The 23,896-nt window shown below is 50.6% G+C and carries 25 protein-coding genes and 2 pseudogenes; 15 read left to right on the top strand and 12 right to left on the bottom strand.

The annotated features are described in order from the left end of the window. Nucleotides 1–46: 46 nt before the first annotated feature. Genes A3SI_RS12765 through A3SI_RS12740 form a run of 7 tightly spaced genes read left to right on the top strand, consistent with a single transcriptional unit; the run spans nucleotide 47 to nucleotide 4,615 of the window. Nucleotides 47–634: a hypothetical protein gene (locus A3SI_RS12765; RefSeq protein WP_009056497.1), complete on the top strand. Its 588-nt coding sequence runs from the start codon at nucleotides 47–49 to the stop codon at nucleotides 632–634. A gap of 4 nt (nucleotides 635–638) precedes the next feature. Next, nucleotides 639–1,190 carry an NUDIX hydrolase gene (locus tag A3SI_RS12760; RefSeq protein ID WP_009056496.1) on the top strand — a complete coding sequence of 184 codons (552 nt, stop codon included), beginning with the start codon at nucleotides 639–641 and terminating at the stop codon, nucleotides 1,188–1,190. Continuing rightward, nucleotides 1,190–1,642, top strand: a complete 453-nt coding sequence (locus tag A3SI_RS12755) for an acyl-CoA thioesterase (protein WP_009056495.1) — start codon at nucleotides 1,190–1,192, stop codon at nucleotides 1,640–1,642. The genes A3SI_RS12760 and A3SI_RS12755 overlap by 1 nt, the downstream gene beginning before the upstream one ends. Before the next feature lie 31 nt (nucleotides 1,643–1,673). Further along, nucleotides 1,674–2,429 carry a tetratricopeptide repeat protein gene (locus A3SI_RS12750; RefSeq protein WP_009056494.1) on the top strand — a complete coding sequence of 252 codons (756 nt, stop codon included), beginning with the start codon at nucleotides 1,674–1,676 and terminating at the stop codon, nucleotides 2,427–2,429. Beyond that, complete coding sequence (locus A3SI_RS22825; protein WP_316929202.1) at nucleotides 2,392–2,895, top strand: L-threonylcarbamoyladenylate synthase; 504 nt, start codon at nucleotides 2,392–2,394, stop codon at nucleotides 2,893–2,895. Before A3SI_RS12750 ends, A3SI_RS22825 begins: the two co-directional genes overlap by 38 nt. Nucleotides 2,896–2,912: 17 nt before the next feature. Beyond that, the gene (locus A3SI_RS22820) at nucleotides 2,913–3,380 is read left to right on the top strand and encodes a Sua5 family C-terminal domain-containing protein (protein ID WP_316929197.1); all 468 of its coding nucleotides are present in this window, start codon (nucleotides 2,913–2,915) and stop codon (nucleotides 3,378–3,380) included. Between the two features lie 35 nt (nucleotides 3,381–3,415). Further along, nucleotides 3,416–4,615, top strand: coding sequence for a phosphoglycerate kinase (locus A3SI_RS12740; protein ID WP_009056493.1), 1,200 nt, complete (start codon nucleotides 3,416–3,418; stop codon nucleotides 4,613–4,615). A gap of 498 nt (nucleotides 4,616–5,113) precedes the next feature. Here A3SI_RS12740 and A3SI_RS20960 read toward each other — a convergent pair whose 3' ends face one another. From A3SI_RS20960 to A3SI_RS22810, 7 genes are all read right to left on the bottom strand, one after another. Beyond that, the gene (locus A3SI_RS20960) at nucleotides 5,114–5,311 is read right to left on the bottom strand and encodes a type II toxin-antitoxin system PemK/MazF family toxin (RefSeq protein ID WP_238531751.1); all 198 of its coding nucleotides are present in this window, start codon (nucleotides 5,309–5,311) and stop codon (nucleotides 5,114–5,116) included. Then, nucleotides 5,298–5,540, bottom strand: a complete 243-nt coding sequence (locus A3SI_RS12735; protein WP_009056492.1) for a ribbon-helix-helix domain-containing protein — start codon at nucleotides 5,538–5,540, stop codon at nucleotides 5,298–5,300. The genes A3SI_RS20960 and A3SI_RS12735 overlap by 14 nt, the downstream gene beginning before the upstream one ends. A gap of 625 nt (nucleotides 5,541–6,165) precedes the next feature. Next, the gene (locus A3SI_RS12725) at nucleotides 6,166–6,525 is read right to left on the bottom strand and encodes a carboxypeptidase-like regulatory domain-containing protein (protein ID WP_009056489.1); all 360 of its coding nucleotides are present in this window, start codon (nucleotides 6,523–6,525) and stop codon (nucleotides 6,166–6,168) included. A gap of 265 nt (nucleotides 6,526–6,790) precedes the next feature. Further along, nucleotides 6,791–9,589, bottom strand: a complete 2,799-nt coding sequence (locus A3SI_RS12720; protein ID WP_009056488.1) for a TonB-dependent receptor — start codon at nucleotides 9,587–9,589, stop codon at nucleotides 6,791–6,793. A gap of 372 nt (nucleotides 9,590–9,961) precedes the next feature. Beyond that, entirely contained in the window at nucleotides 9,962–11,083 is a 1,122-nt protein-coding gene (locus A3SI_RS12715; RefSeq protein WP_009056485.1) for a M48 family metallopeptidase, read from the bottom strand. Nucleotides 11,084–11,092: 9 nt separating this feature from the next. Then, on the bottom strand, nucleotides 11,093–11,587 hold the full coding sequence (locus A3SI_RS22815; protein ID WP_316929196.1) for a PorP/SprF family type IX secretion system membrane protein: 495 nt from the start codon (nucleotides 11,585–11,587) through the stop codon (nucleotides 11,093–11,095). Nucleotides 11,588–11,648: 61 nt separating this feature from the next. Beyond that, nucleotides 11,649–12,155 (bottom strand): PorP/SprF family type IX secretion system membrane protein, encoded by a 507-nt coding sequence (locus A3SI_RS22810; RefSeq protein ID WP_316929195.1) that lies wholly within the window; start codon nucleotides 12,153–12,155, stop codon nucleotides 11,649–11,651. A gap of 73 nt (nucleotides 12,156–12,228) precedes the next feature. Here A3SI_RS22810 and A3SI_RS12705 point away from each other — a divergent pair, with 73 nt between their 5' ends. The 7 genes from A3SI_RS12705 (at nucleotide 12,229) to yaaA (ending at nucleotide 18,166) form a co-directional block, all read left to right on the top strand. Then, a complete protein-coding gene (locus A3SI_RS12705) occupies nucleotides 12,229–13,467 on the top strand; it encodes a lactonase family protein (RefSeq protein ID WP_009056484.1) in 1,239 nt (412 codons plus the stop codon). After that, complete coding sequence (locus A3SI_RS12700) at nucleotides 13,461–14,681, top strand: hypothetical protein (RefSeq protein WP_009056483.1); 1,221 nt, start codon at nucleotides 13,461–13,463, stop codon at nucleotides 14,679–14,681. The genes A3SI_RS12705 and A3SI_RS12700 overlap by 7 nt, the downstream gene beginning before the upstream one ends. 121 nt (nucleotides 14,682–14,802) lie before the next feature. After that, on the top strand, nucleotides 14,803–15,204 hold the full coding sequence (locus A3SI_RS12695; RefSeq protein ID WP_009056482.1) for a hypothetical protein: 402 nt from the start codon (nucleotides 14,803–14,805) through the stop codon (nucleotides 15,202–15,204). A gap of 231 nt (nucleotides 15,205–15,435) precedes the next feature. Further along, complete coding sequence (locus tag A3SI_RS12690; protein WP_156810300.1) at nucleotides 15,436–15,897, top strand: hypothetical protein; 462 nt, start codon at nucleotides 15,436–15,438, stop codon at nucleotides 15,895–15,897. 173 nt (nucleotides 15,898–16,070) lie between these two features. After that, entirely contained in the window at nucleotides 16,071–17,390 is a 1,320-nt protein-coding gene (locus tag A3SI_RS12685) for a gliding motility-associated C-terminal domain-containing protein (protein WP_156810299.1), read from the top strand. A 22-nt stretch (nucleotides 17,391–17,412) separates the two neighbouring features. Then, a complete protein-coding gene (locus tag A3SI_RS22805; protein WP_009056478.1) occupies nucleotides 17,413–17,544 on the top strand; it encodes a peroxide stress protein YaaA in 132 nt (43 codons plus the stop codon). Nucleotides 17,545–17,557: 13 nt separating this feature from the next. Continuing rightward, nucleotides 17,558–18,166 (top strand): peroxide stress protein YaaA, encoded by a 609-nt coding sequence (gene yaaA / locus A3SI_RS12680; RefSeq protein ID WP_316929194.1) that lies wholly within the window; start codon nucleotides 17,558–17,560, stop codon nucleotides 18,164–18,166. A gap of 44 nt (nucleotides 18,167–18,210) precedes the next feature. On the opposite strand, the gene A3SI_RS22800 is transcribed toward yaaA, so the two are convergent. From A3SI_RS22800 to purH, 5 genes and pseudogenes are all read right to left on the bottom strand, one after another. Then, nucleotides 18,211–18,498, bottom strand: a complete 288-nt coding sequence (locus A3SI_RS22800) for a substrate-binding domain-containing protein (RefSeq protein WP_009056472.1) — start codon at nucleotides 18,496–18,498, stop codon at nucleotides 18,211–18,213. Beyond that, the gene (locus A3SI_RS12675) at nucleotides 18,495–19,247 is read right to left on the bottom strand and encodes a LacI family DNA-binding transcriptional regulator (protein ID WP_009056471.1); all 753 of its coding nucleotides are present in this window, start codon (nucleotides 19,245–19,247) and stop codon (nucleotides 18,495–18,497) included. The genes A3SI_RS22800 and A3SI_RS12675 overlap by 4 nt, the downstream gene beginning before the upstream one ends. 2 nt (nucleotides 19,248–19,249) lie before the next feature. Next, nucleotides 19,250–20,248 carry a M28 family peptidase gene (locus A3SI_RS12670; protein ID WP_009056469.1) on the bottom strand — a complete coding sequence of 333 codons (999 nt, stop codon included), beginning with the start codon at nucleotides 20,246–20,248 and terminating at the stop codon, nucleotides 19,250–19,252. Then, nucleotides 20,238–21,736, bottom strand: a pseudogene (gene cysS, locus A3SI_RS12665) (cysteine--tRNA ligase). Before cysS ends, A3SI_RS12670 begins: the two are co-directional and overlap by 11 nt. 80 nt (nucleotides 21,737–21,816) lie before the next feature. Then, nucleotides 21,817–23,344: pseudogene (purH, locus tag A3SI_RS12660) on the bottom strand (bifunctional phosphoribosylaminoimidazolecarboxamide formyltransferase/IMP cyclohydrolase). 307 nt (nucleotides 23,345–23,651) lie between these two features. Here purH and A3SI_RS19005 point away from each other — a divergent pair. Further along, nucleotides 23,652–23,867, top strand: coding sequence for a hypothetical protein (locus tag A3SI_RS19005; RefSeq protein WP_238531750.1), 216 nt, complete (start codon nucleotides 23,652–23,654; stop codon nucleotides 23,865–23,867). Nucleotides 23,868–23,896 lie beyond the last annotated feature (29 nt).

Raw genomic sequence — 23,896 nt, 5'->3', positions numbered from 1 at the left:
TAGTGCAGCGTGTCGGGCTCGACGCGTATCAGCTAAAAGCATAAGCATGGCAGGATCATTTATAGACGACTTATTCGGCAAGTTATTCCCTAAAAAGCAGCCTTTAAACGTGAAGGAGAACTTTACGCGCAGTGAGGGGCAGCAGGCGGCCTTAGAAGAATGGCTCGATGGAGAAGAGGGTGCCTATTATATGGATTTGATTCAGAAGAATTACCATTTTAAAACATCCGGGATGAGTAGCAAACCTGAGGTTCATCTCCTGCGTACACCTTATGCAAATGGTTTTGCTGTTACCTATGAGTCTCCGCTTACTCCAGAGGCTTTTTCTCACATTTTCTTTGCGCTGGGGCGCAAAATCAAGGCGATGGGCTACCGGCAGGTAAGCTTAGATCGGAAGATGCGAGAGATTAATAATCAAGTACAAACAACGGAAAAATACTATTTCAAGCCTCCGCTAAGTGCGGCGGATTTAAGTGAGAAAATCGATCAGTTGTACGGTAATATCAGCGTAGAAAAGATCACGGTAGATGACAAGCCCAGTTTTCTGAAGCTGATGGTGACGGTATATTCGGATCATTTGTATCAGGAGGCCCGGTCCTTTGATGACTTTATAGAGGTCTTATTTGAAAAATAAATGTATGGCTAGAGCAGAATTAAGAGCACAGATAAGCGCATACCGGAGTCCTTTCGAGGAGGAAGCTGCGGGGGTGCCCGATTTTTTAGCCTTGTTAGACGATCCTTTGGCTTTCTCTCGCGAGCGGCTGGAGGGGCATTTTACGGCCTCCGCTTGGGTGGTCAATAAGAAGCGGACGCATGCGCTGCTGACGCATCATCGGAAATTAGGTCGCTGGCTGCAGCTGGGCGGGCATGCCGATGGTGAGGAGGATTTAGCTGCCGTGGCGATGAAAGAGGCGCAGGAGGAGAGTGGCTTGAGCAGCTTACGTCTGGTCGGCAACGATATTTTTGATTTAGACTGTCACGTGATTCCAGAGCGGGGGAATGTGCCAGAGCATTACCATTATGATGTGCGCTATTTGATAGAAGCATCTATCGATGAGCCGCTTACGTTAAGTGAAGAAAGTATGGATTTGGCTTGGGTTCCCTTTGACCACGTGCCGGATTTATGTAAACATAATCACTCTATTTTACGCATGCTGGAAAAAACCAGCAAATCAGAACTTGTACGCTAATGGCAACAAAACTTTCTGTGGAGGAAGTGAAAGCTTCTTTTGCTTTTTCGCTGCCCCTTCAGGTGCGCTATTCGGATATCGATGGCTATATGCACGTGAATAATGGGGTTTATTTTAATTATTTCGAGCATGCCCGCGCGATGTACCTCTTTAAGGTCTGTGACTGGGATATTTTGGAAATCGGTTCGGTGGTCGCCAATATCGACATCGACTTTTTCCGGCCTATTCACGTCTTGGATCAGCCCGTCTGTTATGTGCGCTGCACGCAGGTAGGGCGTTCTTCCTTTACGCTGGAGCAGGTGATCTTAGGGCTTACGGCGCAGGGGGAGGAAAAGGTTTTTGCGCGTGCGCATACCATTATGGTGAGTGTAGACATGAAAACCATGCAGCCGGTTCCGGTGCCTGCCGAATATGTGGACCGCATGCAGCAGCCTACCGAAAGCCCGGAATAATCCGTACCTTTGCACCTTTAAAGCATTTCTTATGTATCGTGTCAATCAAACATTGGGTTTCTTGATGGCTTTTGCCCTATTATTTTCAGCATGTTCTCCTTCGGAAGATGAACTTTTCGAGGCAGGACTAGAACAGATGAATATTTCTGCTTATGGGAAAGCGATCGAGTATTTCGATCGGATCATCGAAATGAATCCAGAAAATGCCCGTGCGTATAATGTAAAGGGGGCAGCACTTTTCCAGCAGGAGCGCTATGAGGCGGCTATTTCGGCCTTCGATCAGGCGATCGCACGGGATAACAGCAGCTATAAGCCTTTCTTTAATCGCGGCAATGCCCATTTGGAGATGGAGAACTATAAGGATGCGCTGCGGGATTATAATGTAGCGCGCAGCATGGAGCCCGGTGTGGTGGACATTTATTATAATTCCGGCTTGGCGCTTTTAGGTATGGAGGAGTATGAGGATGCGGTGTATAATTTTGACCTCACCCTGCAGGCCACGCCGGAGAATAGCAAAGCACATTTTAATCGTGCCAAAGCACTTTTAGGCAATAACGATGCTGTGAATGGCATTCAGGCACTCGTGCAGACCGTGAATTTGGATCCGAATAATGGGCCGGCGCATTACCTGCTGGGGGTTACGCAGCTAAGTGCCTTTGGTCAAAAGCAGGAAGGCTGTGCGAACCTGAAAATGGCGCTGAGCTTAGGTTTTAGCGAGGCGAAAACTTGGATAGACGATTTCTGCGGTGATGAAGCAAGCAGTGATGGAAGCGCAGATCGGGACTGATCTCGCGCGCTGTGAGGAGTTGCTACGTGCCGGTGAGCTGGTAGCGATTCCTACGGAGACGGTGTACGGCCTGGCGGCCAATGGGCTAGATGCAGTCGCTGCTGCACAGATTTTTGAGGTGAAAAACAGGCCTGCTTTTGATCCTTTGATTCTGCATGTGCCTCATCTAGAGGCGGCCAAGGAGTTGGTGCTGGACTTTCCGGCACCTTTAGCGCGTTTAGCCGAGACGTTTTGGCCGGGGCCTTTGACCGTACTGCTGCCTCGGAAGGCGGTAGTGCCTGATTTGATTACCAGTGGCTTAGATACGGTGGCGATTCGAGTTCCTGCACATCCCCTTACGCGGGAGCTGTTGGGGCGGCTGTCTTTTCCTTTGGCAGCTCCTTCTGCGAATCCTTTTGGGTATATCAGTCCTACGCGTGCAGAGCATGTTTTTGCCCAGCTGGCAAAGCCATTCCCTATATCTTAGATGGCGGTCCTGCCGATGTGGGCCTGGAAAGTACAATCGTCGGGATGGAAGGGGATCAGGTGACTGTTTTTCGTTTAGGAGGCCTGACAGTAGATGCCATCGAAGAGGCTTTGGGAGCTTCTGTGGTGCTGATGCAGCACAGTTCGAGTAATCCAAAATCTCCAGGTATGTTAAAGAGCCACTACGCGCCGCGCAAACCGTTTCGGGTGGGGGAGCTGCCTGCGTTGATACAGCAGGCTAAGGAAGAAAATTTATCTTTTGCCTTACTTACTTTTGGAAAATCCTTCGAAAATATCGAATTTCAGCATGATTTAAGCCCGGACAAGGTGTACAAGGAAGCTGCCTACCATCTTTTTTCCGCAATGCGTCAGTTAGACGAAGCGCCGGTGGATGTGATTTTAGCGGAACTGTTGCCAGAAGAAGGCTTGGGCAGGGCGATTAATGATCGTCTGAGACGAGCAGCAGCGGATGAAAAGGAGGGCTAACGTTTTTTTCTCATAACCTAGTAAACAACAATAAAATGATCGAAAGAATCAAAAGTGTAGACAATCTTGACTTTAAGGGCAAGAAGGCGCTTATCCGTGTCGATTTTAATGTTCCTTTAGACGAGCATCAGCAGGTGGCGGATGATACCCGTATTCGGGCGGCGCTTCCTACGATGGAGAAAATTTTAAAGGATGGTGGTTCCCTGATTTTGATGTCCCACTTGGGCCGTCCGAAAGAAGGGCCAGAGGAGCGCTATTCTTTACGCCATATTTTGCCAGCGCTCCAAAAAGTATTAGGCACGACGGTACACTTTGCGCCGGATTGTATCGGTGAGGAGGCCCGTCTTTTGGCCACGGCTCTGAAGCCTGGCGAAGTGTTACTCCTAGAGAATTTACGTTTTTATAAGGAGGAGACGAAAGGCGATAAGGAGTTCGCTAAGAAGCTCGCTTCCTTAGGGGATATTTATGTGAATGATGCCTTTGGCACAGCCCACCGCGCACATGCTTCTACGGCGATCGTGGCGGAATTTTTCCCGACGAAAGTTTCTGGCTACCTTTTGAAGGGTGAGCTGGAGAATGCGGATAAGGTCCTAGAGAATCCGGAGCGTCCGTACACGGCCATTATGGGAGGAGCTAAGATTTCGGATAAGATTTTGATCATTGAGCGCCTTTTAGATAAGGTAGATAATCTGATTATCGGTGGCGGTATGTCCTATACCTTCTCGAAGGCGATGGGTGGTCAGATTGGCAATTCTCTCTGTGAGGAGGAGAAGCTGGACTATGTAAAAGAATTGATGGAAAAGGCGAAGGCCAAGGGGGTGAAGTTGTATTTACCTGTCGATACGGTGACGTCGAAGGCTTTTGCAAATGATGCAGAGCAGGGTTTAGCGGCTGCGGGAGAGATTCCTGCGGACATGATGGGCTTAGATATTGGGCCAGAGACGCGTAAGGAGTTTGCTGAAGTGATCAAAGCCTCCAAGACGATTTTATGGAATGGTCCGATGGGCGTTTTTGAGATGTCTTCTTTCGTTCATGGTACGGTGAGCATGGCGGAGGCGATCGCGGAGGCCACTGCGGGCGGGGCTTTCTCGCTTATCGGTGGTGGTGATTCTGCTGCTGCAGTGAATAAGTTTGGTTTTGGCGATAAGGTATCCTTCGTTTCTACGGGCGGCGGTGCTTTGTTGGAGCACATGGAGGGCAAGGTGCTTCCCGGTGTGGAGGCCTTGTTGCCGTAATCTTTAAAAGAAATGGTATTTCTTTCCCCCGCAGGGTTTGGCCTTTAAGCGCTCGAATCTTGTGGGGGATTTTTTTTCAATTGTTAATTGTTAATTATTAATGGTTAATGATTAATCGATTTATACTTGCTGACTGAAGACCGCTGACTAAGGTCGATTATCCGCAATACACGCTATTTTTCACTGGTAATTCCTTCATTTTTTAGGAAAGGAGGGATGAGCTGCCCTATGATCGCATACGGCTTCTCTACGTCTACTTCTTCAGACTTTTTCTCCTTACCATCCGTAAAAACCTTAGCAGACTTCCCTAAAAACTCCTGCTGCTTAGCATGCGGTCCGAATTCTGGGGAGTATCTTGCTTATCAGTGTAGCGTAGTAATATCCTGCAAAGTCTCTAATGTCCGCATAACTTCCTCTTCGGAGATCTCTCCAATCTTTTCTACCAACGCTCCTTAGATATAGAGCGGATATGGAACACCATCATTTCGGAAGTAGCTTTTAGGTTGTTTGTGTTGTTGGGCTGTAGGATTGGGTTGCCTGGTAATGTTTGATTTTTGTAGTCAATGGCACGGTAATGACTACATTGAGGTATTTGTTTAGCATATTGCCGCTAATGATGACGACAGGTCTAAACCCAGCTTGCGCAGAACCTTTCACAGGATTCAAGTCTGCATACCAAATCTCACCTTGTCTCATCTTCCAATTGCTTCAAATATTCCTCCATACCTTCTTCTGCTAAGGACAGCATATCACGATCCTTTCCGGCAGCTTTATAGGATGTTACATAAGCAGCCCTTTTGAGATGATCCAGATAGAGACTCAGCGCTTTTTCTATCAGTTTGTTTTTGGGCAGGCCCAAGGTTTTTGCATGCTCAGCTAGTCTTTGCACGAGCTCGTCGGGGAGTGAAGTAGTGATAGTGGCCATGATTTATGTAATTTTCGTAAATATAAAACATACATATAAATTACATAACACGCGTAAACAATATATTCTGAAGACCACTTGGTGGAATCTGGCTTCTTTGGTACCGATAGGGATCGGAGGTTTGACCAAAACCAGGTAATCTCCTTAAGTATTGACCTTTTATGAAATGTTGGGAGCTTTGGAACAAAGGAAAGATCGAAATGATAAAAAAAGAGAAAAATAAGGTTAACGTTAAGCTTAAGATACCCTACCAAAATATATCGGGTAACGGGAGCCTGAGGGAAGTCTCCTGCACAAATTTGACCCTCATCGAGGGGGCAAATTTGCCCTATGAAGAAGTGAGTGGCCCAATCAAACCGATGGGCCAACACTTCTAATCATACGTCTTCGGTGCAAAGGTCACCTTCGGTCGTTTCCTGCTGATGGTAAATATCGTATAAAAGGAAGCGATTAAGCCATATCAAAAATAATAAAGTCCGAAGAATAGGGACCTAAACCAGTCGGATACTAGACAAGCGATAGCAGCGCCCAGTAGTATCATCCTAAGCCCATCTTCCAAAACACACTTCGGAACTTAAGATTTTGGATTGCTCGGTAAACTCTTAACCATTAACCATCAGAAAGCCTACTTTTTTTTCTTGCGTTTCGGTGGTTCTGGCTCTAGGCGGATGATCATTTCCAGGTCATCTTCCACCTTTACGTCTTTGCTAATAAAGCCGACATAAGAGACCGTGATGACATCGAAGCCAGCAGGAATTTCTAAGGTGAAGCTACCGTCTCTGCCGGTGGTAGTGCCTTTCGTGGTGCCCTTCACCACTAGGGCGGCGCCCACAATGGGGTTTTGTTCCTCATCTCCTGCGACGACGACTCCCTTAACCGTTTTCGCTTGCGCTTGTGCCTGCATGTAGCGCCCAGACTCAAGAAAAGTCCAAGCATTAAAGCGATCATTTTGATTTTCATGACGTTGTGGTTTAAAGTGATACATTTGTTTTGCGCTTACCAGCGCAAAAACCTTTCCGAAAACTTCCTGAGCTAAAAGAAATAGGGAGTATCGTTTATTTTATGTCCCAGTGGGCGGGGGGCTATGAGAAAAAAGCCACTACCCCGCTTGGAGATAGTGGCTGAAAGATGCTTAGCTGCTCAGGAACTGTTCCAGCAGCGATGCCCCGATGGCTTTTTTAAAGCAGGTCAAACCGACACTTTTTGTAAGCTAAAGGGCGCTTTACGTTAAGACCTTCGACTGTCTGTGCTTAGAAGACGAAGTTTAATCGCGCGAAGACAAAACGGCCGTTAAAGCCTGCCTGCTGCACGCGTCGGGAATACACAAAACGGCCCTGGCTGAAGTTGCCACTATGCGCGTGCACGTCTGGATACACATCGAAGAGGTTGTTCGCCCCGATGTTGATGCGGAAATTATCATTAAAACGGTAGCTGAAGGTAAGGTCTGTGACGGTCATCGGAGAGAATGTCTGGTCCAGACTTTCACGCTGCCCGGTAAAGGTATTAATCGGGAATGCGCTCGGGTCCGTGCCCATAGTAGGATCTAAAAAGACCACTTCTCCGAAATGTACCACACGAAGCATGATGGAAAAATCCCCGATGTTATAGTTAGCCATAGCCGAAATCTTATTTCGTGGATTCGCTACCTCTACGCGGCTTTGATCCTCACGATTGAAGTAGTTGCCGAGCTGTCCAGTCGCCTCCAAGATCGGGGATGCACGCACGATAATATCCCCATTTTCATCTCTGCGCACTTTATTATCGATAAAGGTTCCCGCCAGCATCAGGTCTAATTTCGAGCGGTTCGAGAAGAATTTTTTATAGGTCAATACACCTTCTATCCCACGCGCACGGGTGTCGATGGCATTCGTAAAGAAATTCGCGGTATTCGCATTCACAGCATCGAGCTGTGCGGCTAAAGCAGGGTCGCCTCCCGCTGTGAAGTTATTCGTTAAGATGATGCGGTTATCGATGTCGATCTGATAGGCGTCTACCGTGAGCTCCAAGTTGTTTAGCAGCTGCACAGTAGTTCCTAAGGTGAAGCTGCGGGAGGTTTCCTGCTGCAGCTCCGGGATTCCTAAGATGCGTGCCGGCTCACTGTCATTTCGGAAGGTGCCACTCTCTACGGGCACGAGGCCCTGACCGGGCAAAGTCACAAAGAGGGTATTTACGCGCGAATAGAAGCGCTGCTGCATGGAAGGCGCTCGGAAGCCCGTGCTCGTAGAGCCACGAAGGGTGATGGCATCTGTCAACTTATAGCGGGAGGCCAATTTATAGATTAGGGCACTTCCGAAGTCAGAATAATTTTCGAAGCGTAAGGCTCCCGCTACATTAAATCGGCTCGAGAAATCTTGTTCTAAATCGACGTAGAGGCCGACATTGTTTCGGGTCCATGCTCCGGCGGTGCTGGGCGCAAAACCTGGGAACACCTGAGCTCCTGCGGCTACCCCCGCGTCTGGGTTGAAGTTACGCCAAGAGGCCTCTTCACCCTCGCGAATGGCAAAGCGCTCCACTCGGAATTCTGCCCCTGCCGCCACATTTAGGCCAGCCAAGACATCGTAGCGACGTGCCGCATCGAAGTTGACCAGGTTCTGCAGGAAGTTCAAGCCTCCGGAGTCGAAGCGTTTTTGGAAATTTGCTACGTCCACAGCTTGCGTGTAGTTGACCGAGTTACTGATCTCGAAATCGAAGATATTTTGGCCGTAGGTATTGCTTAGATCAAAGCGCCATTCTCCCATCGTTCCCCGAATTCCGAGGGTATTGGCGATGTCGGTGATGTTGGTATTGATTTCAGGCAGGAAGCCATTCGGGTAGACATTCAGCACGTTAGCGCGTGCGGCTGCGGGGATGGCACTTGGGTAGCGGTAGAAGCCAGCTGCATTTCCTCGCTTGTTATTCCAGTTACCGAAGGAGTAGAGGGTGATTTTTTCATTGAGCGGTAGCTCAAAGTTGGCGGCGATACCGCCTGAGTTAATCGCGGAGTTTCCGATGCGCATATCAAAATCCTGGCGGGTAAGGCCGCGCTCCTGGAGGATTTCTTCGTCCACATTTACCCCATTTACAGGAGGGAAGATGGCCCCCGTGAAGGTGCCTGCGCGGGAGGTGAAATCACGGCGGGTATATTCCCCGGTCAGGTTAAGGAAACCGTCTTTGCCGACAGGCAAACCATAATTTAGGACCCCGCTGACCATGGCGCCATCGGAAATGAAGGCATCTGCATCTTCTCCATTATTAATGGCAAAATCCCGTGCGAAGCGTGTGAGGTGGGTACCTGTGGCGATGTTACCAGAAAGGCCTTTGTCTTTTTTCAAGACGATGTTAATAACGCCAGCGATGGCATCAGAGCCGTATTGGGCGGCAGCCCCATCCCGTAAAATCTCGATTTTTTCTACCGCAAAGGCGGGGATGGCATTCAGGTCGGTGCCCACTGTTCCGCGGTTCACTGTTCCGTTTACGTTTACCAGCGAGGACTGGTGGCGTCGCTTTCCATTCACTAGCACCAGGACCTGATCCGGGCCGAGGCCGCGCAGCTGTGCTGGATCCATGTGGTCCGTACCATCCGAAATGGTCTGGCGGGAGGACTGAAAGGATGGGGCGATGTAGGTCAAAATTTGGTTTAGGTCCACCTGCCCGAGGGCGTCGATCACCTCGCTAACCGGGATGATGTCCACGGGCACGGGGGAGTCGATGCGGGAGCGGGCGCCAACGCGCGTACCGGTCACGATCACCTCTCCGAGGGCGGCATCATCGCTCTCCATGCGCACGGTTATCTCACTTTGATTCGTGATGGCAATGTCCCTGGAGCGGAATCCGATAAAGGAAACGGTGAGTGTATTTCGGCCTGCAGGTACCTCTAAGGTGAAGCGTCCATCCAGGTCCGTGGTGGTGCCGATGCCGGTTCCTTTTACCAGGACGGAGGCGCCAGGAAGCGGTTCTCCGCCATCTTCCTCTGATAGGATCTGTCCTTTAATGATGCGTGTCTGCGCGAATGATTCTGCTAGACTCCCGCAGCTGAGGAGAATAATAAGTAGAAGGTAAACTTTTTTCATATGGTCTTATTTGGTTTAAAGGATAAGACTGCAAATAAAGTAAATTGTATGCAATTTCCGTATAGGTTTTATAGAAAAATGCTATATTTATTTCCGAGACAATAAAATTATATATGTCTAAGGTGTAATGGAAAAATAAAGTTTTGTTTTTAATGATTTGTACAGCTTTTGACTGATTTTATTTGGAGCGCATGGTTATGTGCTACTGAAAAAGTATTTCGAGTAAATAAAAATGCAGGTTGGACCTGAAGGCTGTTTCATTTCATCCCTCTAAGGCCTCTAATCGGGCAAGCAGAGGGGGGTGAGAGTAGTGCATCCACACGTACCAGGGGTGGGGGTTGAGCTGGGTGAGGGTATTCGCGGAGAGGGTCTTTAGGCTTCCGCCAAAGGTTCTCCTGCAAAGGTGTCTTTCGCATAGGCATCGGCTTGAAATTCAAACCGGCGACTCAGGATTTTTTGGGCCACGCCGATCACTCCCGAAAGGGGCGAAAAAAGCATGGTAAAACCGATGATATTCAGCTGCACGGAGGTGGCTGTTCCGCCGAGTGCGAGGCTCATGGATTCGCTGTAGATTACCTGGCCGAGGATGGCCAGCACCAGTCCGGTCTGCGCGATGCTAAGGGCCATCTGCCAAAGAATATGTCGTTTTTTATAATGCCCGACTTCATGGGCGAGCACGGCCACGACCTCGTGCGGTGGGTGCTGAGCGATCAGGGTGTCGTAGAGGATCACTTTTTTACGCTTTCCAAAGCCCGAAAAGAAGGCATTGGCCTTTTTACTGCGGCGGCTACCGTCCATAACGAAAATGTTTTCTATGGAGAAATTTACCTTTTGCGCGTAGCGCAAAATCTGCTCGCGCAGCTCCCCTTCCGGAAGTGGGCTCAGGGAGTTAAAGAGGGGAAGGATCCAGGAGGTGTAGACGGTGTTCACCCCCAGCATAAATAGGGTGGCAAGGATCCAAAACTGCCACCAAAAGCCGGGGCCAGCTGCGTGGATGAAGTAAAAGAGGGCACTCAGCAGGGCTCCTCCCACGATGATGGAGAGCGCATAGCCCTTCAGCGCGTCGGTGAAAAATAGTTTCGGCGTACTCGTGTTGAAGCCAAAACGCTCTTCGATGACGAAATTTCGGTAGTAGTCGAAGGGCAGGGAGAGCAGGTCCGATCCGATAAAAAGGATGCCCAGAAAAAGGACAGCGTGCACGATGGGGTGGAGCCCCCAGGTGCCGATCCAGCTGTCGAGCAGGCCGAAGCCCCCACTGGCGATCAGCAGAAAGGTGAGCACAAAGGTGAAGGTGCTCGACAGCCATCCGAAGCGGTAGAGCGCCTTTTGATAGGCTTTGGCCTGCAGCAGTTTCGCGCGATCCACATATTGCTGAAGGGTCTCGGGCACGGCGGGCACCTCTCGGGTGATGTTCAGGTAGTTTAGGAATTTATTTCCCGCGAATAGCAAGCTGAGCACTCCGAGGAGTACGTAGCGTAAAATCTCTTCATCCATGTGTGACGGTTAAAAACGTGGGCAGGGGAGGATGGTTTCTTTGCCCTTCTTTCGTGGCACATTTCGGTCGCCCAGCAGTAGCGACACGCTTATTTCATGTGCTCCGCCTGTCTGTATGCCAAGGCGCGAAACGGTGTAGTCGAAGCTGTAGCCGAAGCTAAAACCACTGGGTAAGTTCACTCCCACCATCATCACAACAGCGTCGCGGTTGGATTGTTGCTGAACGGGGCGAAAAGGCAGTCCGCGGTACCAAACCCCGATCGTGAGGGGTTCCAGGTAGGCATAGGTGCCCAGGTCCAGTTGCTCGAAGGGGCCTTGGGTTTGGTAGTGGATGGTGGGAACGATGTAATACTCCTTCTGCATGTGGGTAAAATCTCTCCGGTAATTATTAATGCGAAGGGGGATTTTATAGCCTGCATGTAGGGAGATGCGTCGGGGAAGATTCGCGAAATCCCCAGGGGTATCATTCAGGAAGCTTTGGTTCGGGGTATTCAGGTGGTGCATGGATATCCCGCCCAGAAGCGCTCGGTGTAAAAGAGTCCGCCCAGGCCGAGGGTAAAGAAATTTACGGGCTCGACGATGCCATCCAGTCCATTATCGGGCAAGTTCGTGCTCGGGTCAAGTGGTGTGTCAGGGTTAAACTGGTTGGAGAAAACGAGATTATTAAAGAAGCCAATGTCCCGCTGCACGAAGGTGGCGGAGGCGCGGGGCGGAAGTACATGCCTTCCCCTAGGCGAAGTTCATAGGCATAAAAGGCTCCCACGGAGGTGCTGCGGAGATTTACGAAACCTTCCGTATCTTGCATAAACATCAGCCCGATGCCACTGTTATAGTCGTCGAGATAGCCGTCGATATAGGCAGAAAAGGTGGTAAAGGAGGCATCAAGCCCAGGCCACTGGTTGCGGTAGTTGAACCCAATCCGCGTCACCTGCTCCGCCCCGGTAAAAGCGGGGTTTAAAAAGAGAGGAGCTGCATAATATTGACTATATTGTGGGTCTTGTGCATAGGTTTGGCGTACGCCAAAGGCGCAGCACATGAGAAAAAAAAAGAAGGGATAGTAAGACCTTTGCACCGGCTTATGCGTTTATTGTATATGCAATCTAACGATTAAGCGCTTAACTTGTTATACAAGTGTTTACGAAATTATGAAACACACCTACAGAAGTCTGCACCATGCTTTTGAGAGGGCCTTTTGGGCCCTGCTTCTGTTTATGAGCCTTCCATTTTTGGCCCAGGGCCAAGGGGTTAACCGGAATATCTGGCTCTTCGGTGACTGTGAGCCGGGAAGAGCCTTCCTTAGTTTTGGGGCGAATGATGCGGTATCGGCCGTGCCTTTAGGGCCGAATACGGTGGCCGGTCGACAGGTTTTGGGACCAAATACAGTTGCGACGGCCATCAATCAAGCCACGGGAAACCTCCTTTTTTATACCAACGGAGGTTTTGTTTATGATGGCAACCATAGTTTAATAGGAGGGGCCGTTAATTTAGGTGGAGCCACTGGTAATTTACAGGCAGTAGCCATCGCTGTGGGGGAATTCGATGTGGATCCAGCTATTCCGGATAGCTATTTTATTTTTTACATTACTCAGTCGGGAGATTTAGGGCTGCAGCAGGTTGGGGTGACTAATAATGACGTGGCAGCTGTAGGTGCTCAAGATAATAATTTTCGTTCCGGAGTGGGGCCTGCGATTAAGTTGATCGACAATCCTAATGTGGATAATGGCTCTTTTCTATTTTATTATAGTGGGGGCAACTTAGTGGCCTTGGATATTCAAGGCGCTACACCAGCTTCTTGGACGGAGGAGACCCTGCCCTTAGCGAATGCACCTGTGCAGATTCGCTTTAATGAAGAGACTAATCAGGTGATTGTGGTGGACGCAAACAATCAGCTGACGCTTATCGACTTTGATCCAGCTACGGGGCAGCTATCGAATGCACGCGCAGTAGCCTCCCCGGGAGCAGGAGAAGTGGGCGGGATGACGTTTAGTGCAGATGGAGATTTCTTATTTGTGTCCGTGACCAATCCGACCACGGGTCAGGGAACGCTGCATCGCCTTTCTTTAGGAGGAGGATCGTGGAGTACAGTACCTATCGGGGATGTAACGCCTGGTCCCGAAGCTATTCTTGATATTCGCGTAGGACCTAATGGGCGCTTGTATGTATTGTATGAAATTCCGGGCAGCGGTCGGGTAAAAATCGCAGAGTTAGAAAATCCAGAGGAGCCGCTTCAGGCTGATTTTATCTGGGAGGTGGATCGCTTTCCGGGGATCGACTTCTGTGCGCGGATGTTTCCGACTTTCTCTACGACGGTGACGTTTACGCCTACGGTGCAGATTATCGCGCCTCCGGGTAATTTATGTCCAGATAGCCCGGTGCCTTGGTAACTAAAATTTTACCCTTAGGACTGCAGGCGACTGCCTTCGAGTGGACCTATACAGATGCAGAAGGCAATTCGGAAACGATAGAGGATGTGGAGCATCTCGTGGTGCCTGGCGGCGTGAATAGCGTAAGTGTGACGGTGACCTTCGCGGATGGTACGGAAGTGACAGAATCGGTAAGTTTGACCTTTGGAAATGCCGGACCTGAGGTGGAGTTACAGCTGGATCCAGACATCGTTTGTCCCTGTACGGATCCATCCAACCCGGCTACGGGAGGGGGGACAAATCTGGCGGATGGTATGCAAATCAATGGCAGCGCTCCGGGGCCTGGTTTTGAATATTTCTGGTCGGCTTTTCCCGAGCGTGGCTGGACTAATTCTCCTGATGCGTTCGTCTGTGAACCGGGAACCTATTATGTATTGGTGCGCGAAGCTGGGGGAATGGGGCAATGCTACGGCATCGCCGAAGTTACCCTACGCGTGGTGGATAATTCGGATGGAGGAGTACTTCCCACTGGAAGAAATGGGCGTTGGTTTTTCGGTGATGGAGCGGGAATTGACTTTAATGATTATCCTCTTTTTCCTACAGTTCCGGGCTCTCCGCGGCCTTTAGATGCGCCAGAGTTAGACGATGTGTTTCCGGCACAAATCACTCAGCGTATATTTCCGAATAACCTGCCAGATGCAGTGGATGTCTTTTACGACATATCAGGGAATGTGATTTTCTACACTGATGGAGAGACGGTTTGGGATTTTACGCATACCCCTTTGCTGCTAGACCCTACCGTTTTAGACCCTATGGGCTTAGGTACTGGAGCGGGAGCTACCACATTGGGCGGTGACGCCCGAGCTCGGCAGGGTGTCATTATCGTTCCTTATCCGGATCCTGCTTTACAGGAGACGAATACCCTGTTTTATCTGTTTACTCCTACGGTAAATGCTCCGAATCAAGTGCTTTTTCATATTGTAGATTTGAGGAGGGGAGGACCTTTCGCTAGTCCTGCCGTGGCCGGCAATGTGATCAGTGCGAATAATTTGCTTTTCCAGCCAGGCACCCAGCAGAGTGCAGTTCACCTAGGTGGGGGCGAAATTTGGTTGCCTTTAAGGAGATGGGGACGACGAACTATCGTCTGTACGTTATCGATAATAATGGTATATCCATCGCAGATCGAGCAGGTCAGGGAGATTTTACGCCCGGTGATCAGGAAATTCCCGGTGTGATGCAGTTTAGCTTAGGAGGCGGCCTGCTGGGTTCGGCGTATTCGTATCCAGATCCAGATAACCCGGGAGAGATGCAGAGTACGGTAGAGGTGCTGCGTGTGTAGGGGATGCATTAGAGCTGGTGAGTACGTTTCAGTTAGCAGGAGAGGTATTTGGTATAGAGTTTTCTGCCACGGAAGATCGTTTATACCTTACGCTGGAAGGAGATATAATAGAATTTACGCTGGAGGATCAGGATGTGTCGGATCCCGAAACGGTGACGCCTCCTTCCTTTATTGCAGACCTGACGAATGCCGTAGGCGTGGCTGCCTTTTCGGATGCTGTTTTGGCCTCGAAGAATGAGATAGAGAGGGGGAATTTTCGGGCGATACAGCGCTCTCCGGGGCCGCTCAACTTGCTTTTAGTAGGGGAGCCTGGGGATGGTGCTATAGGTATTTTGAATGAGGGGCGGTTTAGTGATATTCCGAGTTTATTTACTCCTGATTTTCTTCCTTTTTTCGAATGGTGGACGCTTGGGGAATAGCTTGCCGCGGTATCGAGCAGAGGCTAGTGGAAGTGGTGCTCAGGATCCGGGTTTGGATGGGGAAAATGAAATTTGTTTAGCAAATATTGTTGCTGGATCTATTCCAGTTAAAGGAAGTGCCAGTCTCAGATTAGATGCTATTTTGGAGCCTATTGATACACTTCTTCGGTGGCGTGTCAGAAGACGTTTAGGGGGCAAGTTTCCACTATACAGGTGCCGCCGGTTGAAGACATGGCGAATCCTAATAGCTTTTTATTTACTTTTGATGAACCTGGAGACTATTCGATAACCCTTTTTGTCAAACGATGTGAGTTTATCTTTCCGCCTCTTGAGCATAGGGTTCGCGTGCTTGGACCTCCATTTATTCTTCCGGATGAATTATTCTTTTGCCCAGGTGAGAACGTATTGGAACTAAAAGCTATCGATGATCGATTTGCCAATCCAGATGATTTTGATATCGTTTGGAGTAATTCCGCAGGGTTACAATTAGGGACAGGAAATATTTTACCCATTAGATTTCCTGAGGATTTTATAAATCCAACAGTAGGGGAAATTTTTACTGTCACGGCTGCGGCATTAAAAAGAAATGGTATTGATACCTGTCCACCAGTGGAGGTTCAGATTTTTATAGGAGCGCCAAGAGAGCTTGGGTTGCAACTCAATCAGGTGTTATTTGTCATGATGGAGAATTAATTGCTTTTCCTTTTGAGGGTGCAGGCCCTGGGGTTTCTCCTATACCTGATAGGGGCATATTTCGAGTGTTCCCAGCTTCCTCCACCTTAGGTGCACCACTGATTGAAATTGCTAATGTAAATTCAGCTACTATTCAAGCTGGTCCAAATCGGCTCCCCCCTGGCGATTATATCATGCAATTTGAGATGTTAGACAGTTTAGCGAGATCTTCAAACCCTGCTACTGCTCCGAAATGTATAGTTACATTAGAGCAACCTTTTACAGTTTTACCCCCACCTCAGCTAGACATCCGAACCTTAGCGGCACCAGAATGTGGGGTCAGCACGGGGGAGATTTTGCTGGATGGCTTAGATCTTAGTGGCTTCCCAGGAGTCATCTCGCTAAATGGACGCCCCATTCGTATCGAGTTGGATGGTGTGGATGTGGCCTCAAATCCAGCTACTTTTGGTGTGGTGCCGAATCCTGCAGGAGGTGTACTGCAGCTGACGGGCTTCCCTCCTGGCGCCTTTTCTATTCGGACAGTGGATCTGACTTTGAATTGTAGTTTCGATGAGACCGTTATCGTACCGGATGCTTCGCAGGCGATTAATGTGCCTAACTTTATCGTGACGAGTACCCCCGCTCGCTGTGGTCCGAATGGTCAGGACGGTAGTTTGATCATCCAATTCCCAGCAGGCTTCGAGGGTAGTTATGAGGTGCGTCTGGCGGGTACAGTGCCGGTGCCTGTGGCAAGTGGCGGCACCATTCCAGGATCTGCGCAAGCGGTGGAAGTCCTGCCGGCAGGCAGTTATATCGTTTCTTTCCAGGATGCCGAAGGCTGTTTCGTAACTGCCGTGGATGCTGAGATCGAAAACCGAGTAGGTGAGCCGATAGAAGAAGAGGTGAGCTTCTGCTTTGCCACCTCTACGGTAAGGCGCCTACCGATTCCTTCCTTTATCGATCTGATGGACCCGAATGTCAGTGAGTTCCGCTGGATCGATCCTGATGGAAATACCGTGCGGACAGTACGTCCTAATGATCCTCCAGTGCCCGGTGCTGCACCTCTGGAACTGGATTTTGATGAGGTACAAATGGAAGGAGTGTATACTTTAGAAATAGACTATGGAGTCCCTACATTCAACTGTACCCTGGAGGTGCGCTTTAACGTGACCGATGTTTGTGAGCTGCAGGTAAATGCCCCGAACGCGGTGCGCCTCTCGGGAAGACGAAGTCCTCGTGGAGAAGGAATGCTGCGGGATAATGTGGTCACCCTGGCTACCTCTAATTATGTACAAGAGGTGGAGGTGTTTATTTACAACCGATGGGGCCAGCTGATTCATTTCCATGAATACAAGACGAATAGTTCCGAAGCTACTCACTTAGAAATAGTATGGGACGGTCGTGTGAATGGCGAATTTGTGCCTGCGGGAACTTATATCATGATAATTATATTAAAAAATGTAGATGACGGCGTAGAAAAACGCATCGAAAAGCCACTTTTCGTTATCCGATAACCAAAAAAATAGTTAATTGCCTATGTTGGTGCTCCTATCTCCATCGAAGACACTGGATCTTGCAGAAAGCCAAATCAATACCTTCACTACTCCGGAATTTCAAACGCAGACATTCGAGTTGGTGGAGATCATGAAAAAAAAAGACGACAGATGAAATTCGTCAGTTGATGAGTGTCAGCGAAAATATCGCGCAGCTTAATGCGGAGCGTTATGCGAATTTTCAAAAGCGCTTCGAACCCGACACGGCCAAGCAGGCTCTTCTAGCTTTTAAGGGGGATGTGTACACGAAAATCGATGTGGATAACTATACTGAAGAGGACTTTGACTTTGCGCAGCGCCACCTGCGTATCCTTTCCGGCTTATATGGTGTGCTGCGTCCACTGGATCTGATCCAGCCTTACCGCTTGGAAATGGGCATTCGTATCGAGAATGGCCATGGCAAGAACTTATATGAGTTTTGGGGCGCGCGGATCGCGAAAAAATTAAATGAGGATGTCGCTGAAGGGGCTATCATTAACCTGGCCTCTCAAGAGTATTTTAAAGCGGTGAGTCAGGCAGATCTGCAGGCTGAGGTGATTTCCCCTGCCTTTAAGGAGTTTAAAAATGGCAGCTATAAAGTCATCGGTATCTACGCCAAGCAAGCGCGTGGCCTGATGGCGGATTACATCATAAAAAACAGAATTACAGATCCTGAGGAGTTGAAAGCCTTTACCTCGGAGGGGTACGAGTGGGCTGGCCCCGATGTGGATGAGGGCTGGACCTTCCGCCGGGGCTAAGCTGCTGAACGAGTAGCCAGGAAAGGCTGCTGCTCCAAATCTTTTTAAGAAGCGCCACGTTTTTGTGAGGACTTTCTCTCTACGAGAGAAGCTTGCAGAACGTGGCGCTTGGGTTTTTCCTCCTCTTCCCAGTCGCCACTAAGCTGATCGAGCAAGCACTCCGCTGCCAGCACGCCCATCTCGTATCCCGGCTGGGAAACGGTCGTGAGGGAAGGCTCCACTACGGCGGCGGTGGGATTATCGGTAAAACCGGCTACTGCTACTTCCTCTGGCACGCGAAGCCCGGCCGCTTTAAACTGCATCATAATCTCTACCGCCATGGGATCGATCATGCAAAAACGCCATCGAACTCTCCCTTTCGGGCGATCAATTGATCCGCCAATGTGCGACTTCCTGCAGGAGTCATGTCGCTCACGTAAATCAGGTCTTCCTGTAGGGGGATGCTGAACTCGCGCAAAGCCTTTTCGTAGCCCTCGCGCCGTTTTTTAGAAATGTACAACTCTTCCGGCCCTGAGACGAAAACCACTTTGCGGCAGCCCTGCTCCAGCAAGTGCTTCACCACCTCATAGGCGCCGCCAGCATCGTCCACGATTACCTGAGTGACGGGGAGCTCCTCGGAAACACGGTCGAAAAGCACAAAAGGGTACTGCCGGTCGTACAGCTCCTGCAGGTGGCCCAGCTCCTTCGTCTCTCGGCTGAGTGAAATCAGCAAGCCGTCTACCTGACTGGAAACCAGTGTCTTGACATTTGCTACCTCCATGTCGTAGCGCTCGTTTGACTGGCAGATCATGATGTTATAGCCCCGCTTGTAGGCGGTATCCTGAATGCCCGAAATATTACTGGAAAAAAAGTGAGAGGTCAGCTCGGGGACGATGACGCCGAGTACTTTGCTCCGCGAGCTCCGTAAACTTTGCGCCAGCAAATTCGGCTGATAATTCATCTCCTTCGCCATCGCCACGATTTTCTGCTTTGTCTCAGGGTGCAGCTCCGGGGAGTCCTTCAGCGCGCGCGAAACAGTAGAAACAGAGACCTGCAATTTCTTCGCAATCTCTTTCATGGTCACTTGATGGCTTTTTTTCATGGCTATTCTTGATAAAGCGTAAATAAAACGGTCTCGCCCACGGCACGGATGGTGCGCTTATCGATCAGGTCCATATTATCGGCATGGGTGTGGTGATAACTGCCAAAACCGAAGTCGGGGGAAAATTCCACGATGTCGATCATCGGTATGCCGGCCTGATTCACGTACAGGTGGTCGTCGGTGATGGGAGGCGCATCGCGCAAAATGAAGTAGTCACTGAAACCCAGGGCATGGGCATGGTTCCAGACTTTGGTCACAATATTTTTTGCGTACTGCATGCTGTGTCCCTCGCGGTAAAAACGGGCGCCACGTGCTGCGACCATGTCTAATAATATGCCATAAAAGGCGGTGTAGCCTGGTTCATGCGGGTTCTTTGCCCAGTGCTGGGAGCCTAAGCACCAGAAAACACGGTTGGAGCGCAGGCGGGAGCCTTCGGGTTCGCCATCATCCTCTCCATCGAAGAAGATAAAGTCGATCCCTACCTCAGGCTGTCGCTCGGCGGTGCTGAGGACGCGTGCGATTTCCATCAGGATACCCACACCACTGCCTCCGTCATTTGCCCCGTCGATGGGCTCATCCATGCGCTCGCTGTCTTTATCGGCGACGCGTCGCGTGTCCCAGTGGGCAGCCAGCAATATCCGTTTTTTCGCTTCGGGATTGTGCTTGGCGATGATATTCGTCAGGTCCCAGGTGAGTCCATCATGCGTTTCTGCCTGAAAATCCTGGCGCTGCACCTGCAGGCCGAAACCTTCTAAGGTGGCGATGATCCAGTCGCGGGTGCGGGCATGCCCTTCCGTCATCGGCACCCGCGGCCCGAAGGCCACCTGCTGGGCGATGTACTGATAGGCAGAGTCCGCCGAAAAGGCCGGGACATCTTCTGCCGCTACTTTCAGGGCATGCAGCTCCTCTTCGCTGAGTCCCGAATCCCCGGAGCCGCAGCTTTGGGAGAGGAGCAGGCAGAGCAGCGGTGCCCAGATGAGTACCTTCCAATTATTCTTCATAGGCCCAGTCGATTCCTTGTTTCATGTCTTTTACCACGATTCCCACCGCTTTCAGTTGTGCCCGAATTGCATCCACTTTCGCATAATTACGGGCTGTTTTGGCCTCGCTGTACACCCCTAAAAGCGCTTCGAGCAGGGCCTCCTGGTGATTGGGCTGCTCCTCCCTCAGGCCTAATATCTCGGTCACGAAATGCACATAACGCGTGAGCAGCTCTCGGAAAAGGGTCTCGCCCAGTGCCTCTGCCGCCAGCTGCCCGGTGTAGAGGCTATTGATTTTCTTCAAAAGATTAAAGAGGTGTCCGATCGCCTGTGCGGTGTTAAAATCATCGTCCATCGCACGGAAGAGCTGGCGCAAAATCTGCTCCACCTGCTGCACCTGCTTCTCATCGGGTGCCTCCTGCGCGAGTGGGGGCCTGGCCTGTAGCTTTTGCGCTGTGCGCAAACCATTCATCAACTTCTTATAGCCCTTTTCTGCTCCTTTTAGCGCCTCATTCGAGAAATCTAAGGTGGAGCGGTAATGTGCCGTGAGGATAAAATACCGGATAGTCATGGGGGAGTAGGCCTGCTCCAGCAGCGGGTGCTGACCGGTAAACAGTTCCTGTAGGGTGATAAAATTCCCCAGGGATTTCCCCATCTTCTGCCCGTTTATCGTGATCATATTGTTGTGCATCCAGTACTTAGCCGGATCCACATGGTTGCAGGCATTCCCTTGCGCGATCTCGCATTCGTGGTGGGGGAACATGAGATCCATCCCGCCACCGTGAATGTCAAAATGTTTGCCCAAGTACTTGGAGCTCATGGCTGTACACTCGAGGTGCCAGCCGGGGAAGCCTTTGCCCCAGGGCGAATCCCACTGCATGAGGTGCTCCGGTGCTGCCTTTTTCCAAAGCGCAAAATCTACAGCGTTTCGCTTTTCGCTTTGGCCATCCAGTTCTCGGGAGCCGCTGACCAGTTCCTCCAGCACGCGGCCGGAAAGCTTGCCGTACTGCTGCTTTTCATTGTATTTCAACACGTCGAAATAAACGGAGCCGTTCACCTCGTAGGCGAGGCCTTCGGCCAAAATCGCCTGCACCAGCTCGATTTGCTCGGGGATATGGCCCGTGGCACGCGGCTCGATGCTCGGGCGGATGGTGTTCAGGGCCTCCATGTCTCGGTGGTAGGTGTCGGTGTACTGCTGCGCCACTTCCATGGGCTCGAGCTGCTCCAACTTCGCCTTCTTCGCGATTTTATCTTCCCCCTCGTCGGCATCTCCGGTGAGGTGGCCCACGTCGGTGATGTTACGGACATAGCGCACGCGGTACCCGAGGTAGGTCAGGTAGCGGTACACCGTGTCGAAGGTGATGGCAGGGCGCCATGCCCCAGGTGTGCATCGCCGTACACGGTCGGCCCGCAGACATACATGCCCACAAAAGGGGGATTTAAAGGAGCGAACTTTTCCTTCTTACGTGTGAGGGTGTTGTAAAGCGAAAGGGCGTTTTCTGATTTCATACCGGATCGTAGCCTGGCTGCGGGGGGAGCAGCCTTCTAGCCGCCCGCCCACATCCAAGGTTTAAAAGCGTGTGTATCTATTAATGTTTAAAATGACGAACTCCCGTCATCACCATGCTCATGCCATGGGCATCACAGAAGTCGATGGAATCCTGGTCTTTTATGGAGCCGCCAGGCTGCACCACTGCGCTGATGCCCTCTTTGGAGGCGATTTCCACGCAGTCCGGGAATGGGAAGAAGGCATCTGAGGCCATCACGGCGCCTTTCAAATCAAAGCCGAAGTTTTTGGCCTTTTCGATCGCTTGGCGCAACGCATCCACGCGGGAAGTTTGTCCCACGCCAGAAGCGAACAGCTGGCTGGCATTGCTCAGCACGATCGTGTTCGACTTGGTATGCTTGCAGACCTTGGCCGCGAAGACCAGGGCGTCCATCTCCTCCTCAGAGGGCGCCACCTGTGTGACCACTCTAAAGTCCGATTTTTGTTCAGTTTTCAGGTCTTTGTCCTGCTCGATGATGCCGTTTAATAGCGTTTTTATCTGCTTGGTGCCGCTAAGCGCCATTTTTTGGCGTAGGAGGATTCTGTTTTTCTTGCCTTTTAGGAGCTCCAGCGCCTCTGGCGCAAAGTCCGGGGCGATCAGGACCTCAAAGAAGAGGCTGTTCATTTCCTCGGCAGCGGCCAGGTCCACGGTCCTGTTCGTGATCAGTACCCCACCGAAAGCCGAGGTCGTATCTGCTGCAAAGGCCTTTTTATAGGCTTCCTGCACACTGTCAGCGGTGGCGCAGCCGCAGGCATTGGTATGTTTTAAGATGGCAAAGGCAGTTTCTTCGGGGAATTCGCTGATGAGCGCTACGGCGGCATCCACGTCCACGAGATTGTTATAGGAAAGGGCTTTGCCGTTTAGCTGCTCGAAAAGGGCTTCTAGGTCGCCGTAGAAGTGGGCGGCTTGATGCGGGTTTTCGCCATAGCGGAGTGCAGTGGCCTTTTCTTCGGAGATTTTTAGGTAAGGCAGCTGCTCGCTGCGGTTAAAGTAATGGAATATCTGCGTGTCGTAATGCGAGGAAACGCGGAAGGCCTCAGCTGCGAAATAGCGGCGGTCTTCGAGGCTGAGACTGGCCGTTTTGCGCCGAGAGGCGCTGCGCTAAGGCCCCGTACTGCTCGCGGGAGGCGATGATGGCCACGTCCTGGAAGTTTTTCGCTGCCGCGCGGATCAGGGAAATCCCGCCAATGTCGATTTTCTCGATCACCTCGGCTTCCGCGGCTCCGCTGGCGACGGTCTCTTCGAAGGGATAGAGGTCCACGATGACCAGGTCGATGGCCGGGATGTCAAAGGCCTCTGCCTGCTCCACATCCTCTGGCAGCCCGCGGCGGTGCAGGATGCCTCCAAAAATTTTCGGGTGCAAGGTCTTCACACGCCCGCCGAAAATGGAGGGATAGCCGGTCAGGGTCTCTACAGGAGTCACTTCAGCTCCTAAGGACTCGATGAAGGACTGGGTGCCTCCCGTGGAGTAAATGGTGACGCCCTGGGCTTTCAGTTGCTCGATAATCGGCTCTAGGTGGTCCTTATAAAAAACAGAGATTAAGGCTGAGGTAATCTTTTTATTCGCCATGATGTGGGGAGGTACCGCGGGGTATCGCTAGCCCGTGGCCCATTTTTTTTACGTGAAGAAAATAATTATGTGCACAAACTTACGAAAATCAGTCGGAATTTAAGCCGCTCCTTTTGGGCTTTCTACGGGATTTTACGGGTTTTGGGCCTGTTTTATCTGTAAAATTTCGGGGGAGGGCTTGCGGTTTCGGCCTTGGAGCGGCGGGTTTTTTGGGAATTATTTAAAAATCATCGGAGCGGCCCCCGTGCTGGGAGGGTTTTTTGTGAAAACGCCTGATTTCTTGTATCTTCACCTAAAAAATAGTCGGTTGACATGGAGTTATACGCCAAAGCCCTTTCCTACGCGATTCCTTTCTTTTTTGCTGTTGATTTTGCTCGAAGAGCTGGTAGCACGGCGCATGGGCAAGCAGGTAAATCGTGGGATGGATGTTATTTCCAGTCTCAGTTCGGGGATGACGAATACGCTTAAAAATCTGATGGGCTATCCAATCGTCTGGTCTCTATGGCTGATGGTGGATCGGTGAAAGGGGGGGCCCCCAAAATTTCCCCCCCC

The sequence above is a fragment of the Nitritalea halalkaliphila LW7 genome, assembly GCF_000265075.1.
GTDB lineage: Bacteria > Bacteroidota > Bacteroidia > Cytophagales > Cyclobacteriaceae > Nitritalea > Nitritalea halalkaliphila.
The sequence above is the reverse complement of the archived record's forward strand: the minus strand, read 5'-3'. Positions and strand labels throughout refer to the sequence as shown.

What these genes read in the sequence shown, in the direction of transcription:
- A3SI_RS12725 (WP_009056489.1), bottom strand. Translation starts at nt 6,525, where the DNA reads ATGTATCACTTTAAACCACAACGTCATGAAAATCAAAATGATCGCTTT.
- A3SI_RS12765 (WP_009056497.1), top strand. Translation starts at nt 47, where the DNA reads ATGGCAGGATCATTTATAGACGACTTATTCGGCAAGTTATTCCCTAAA.
- A3SI_RS12750 (WP_009056494.1), top strand. Translation starts at nt 1,674, where the DNA reads ATGTATCGTGTCAATCAAACATTGGGTTTCTTGATGGCTTTTGCCCTA.
- A3SI_RS12705 (WP_009056484.1), top strand. Translation starts at nt 12,229, where the DNA reads ATGAAACACACCTACAGAAGTCTGCACCATGCTTTTGAGAGGGCCTTT.
- A3SI_RS12740 (WP_009056493.1), top strand. Translation starts at nt 3,416, where the DNA reads ATGATCGAAAGAATCAAAAGTGTAGACAATCTTGACTTTAAGGGCAAG.
- A3SI_RS12715 (WP_009056485.1), bottom strand. Translation starts at nt 11,083, where the DNA reads ATGGATGAAGAGATTTTACGCTACGTACTCCTCGGAGTGCTCAGCTTG.
- A3SI_RS12690 (WP_156810300.1), top strand. Translation starts at nt 15,436, where the DNA reads ATGGCGAATCCTAATAGCTTTTTATTTACTTTTGATGAACCTGGAGAC.
- A3SI_RS12735 (WP_009056492.1), bottom strand. Translation starts at nt 5,540, where the DNA reads ATGGCCACTATCACTACTTCACTCCCCGACGAGCTCGTGCAAAGACTA.
- A3SI_RS12755 (WP_009056495.1), top strand. Translation starts at nt 1,190, where the DNA reads ATGGCAACAAAACTTTCTGTGGAGGAAGTGAAAGCTTCTTTTGCTTTT.
- A3SI_RS12685 (WP_156810299.1), top strand. Translation starts at nt 16,071, where the DNA reads ATGCAATTTGAGATGTTAGACAGTTTAGCGAGATCTTCAAACCCTGCT.
- A3SI_RS22815 (WP_316929196.1), bottom strand. Translation starts at nt 11,587, where the DNA reads ATGCACCACCTGAATACCCCGAACCAAAGCTTCCTGAATGATACCCCT.
- A3SI_RS12760 (WP_009056496.1), top strand. Translation starts at nt 639, where the DNA reads ATGGCTAGAGCAGAATTAAGAGCACAGATAAGCGCATACCGGAGTCCT.
- A3SI_RS22805 (WP_009056478.1), top strand. Translation starts at nt 17,413, where the DNA reads ATGTTGGTGCTCCTATCTCCATCGAAGACACTGGATCTTGCAGAAAGC.
- A3SI_RS12675 (WP_009056471.1), bottom strand. Translation starts at nt 19,247, where the DNA reads ATGAAAAAAAGCCATCAAGTGACCATGAAAGAGATTGCGAAGAAATTG.
- yaaA (WP_316929194.1), top strand. Translation starts at nt 17,558, where the DNA reads ATGAGTGTCAGCGAAAATATCGCGCAGCTTAATGCGGAGCGTTATGCG.
- A3SI_RS20960 (WP_238531751.1), bottom strand. Translation starts at nt 5,311, where the DNA reads ATGAGACAAGGTGAGATTTGGTATGCAGACTTGAATCCTGTGAAAGGT.
- A3SI_RS12720 (WP_009056488.1), bottom strand. Translation starts at nt 9,589, where the DNA reads ATGAAAAAAGTTTACCTTCTACTTATTATTCTCCTCAGCTGCGGGAGT.
- A3SI_RS12670 (WP_009056469.1), bottom strand. Translation starts at nt 20,248, where the DNA reads ATGAAGAATAATTGGAAGGTACTCATCTGGGCACCGCTGCTCTGCCTG.
- A3SI_RS22825 (WP_316929202.1), top strand. Translation starts at nt 2,392, where the DNA reads ATGAAGCAAGCAGTGATGGAAGCGCAGATCGGGACTGATCTCGCGCGC.
- A3SI_RS22800 (WP_009056472.1), bottom strand. Translation starts at nt 18,498, where the DNA reads ATGATCGATCCCATGGCGGTAGAGATTATGATGCAGTTTAAAGCGGCC.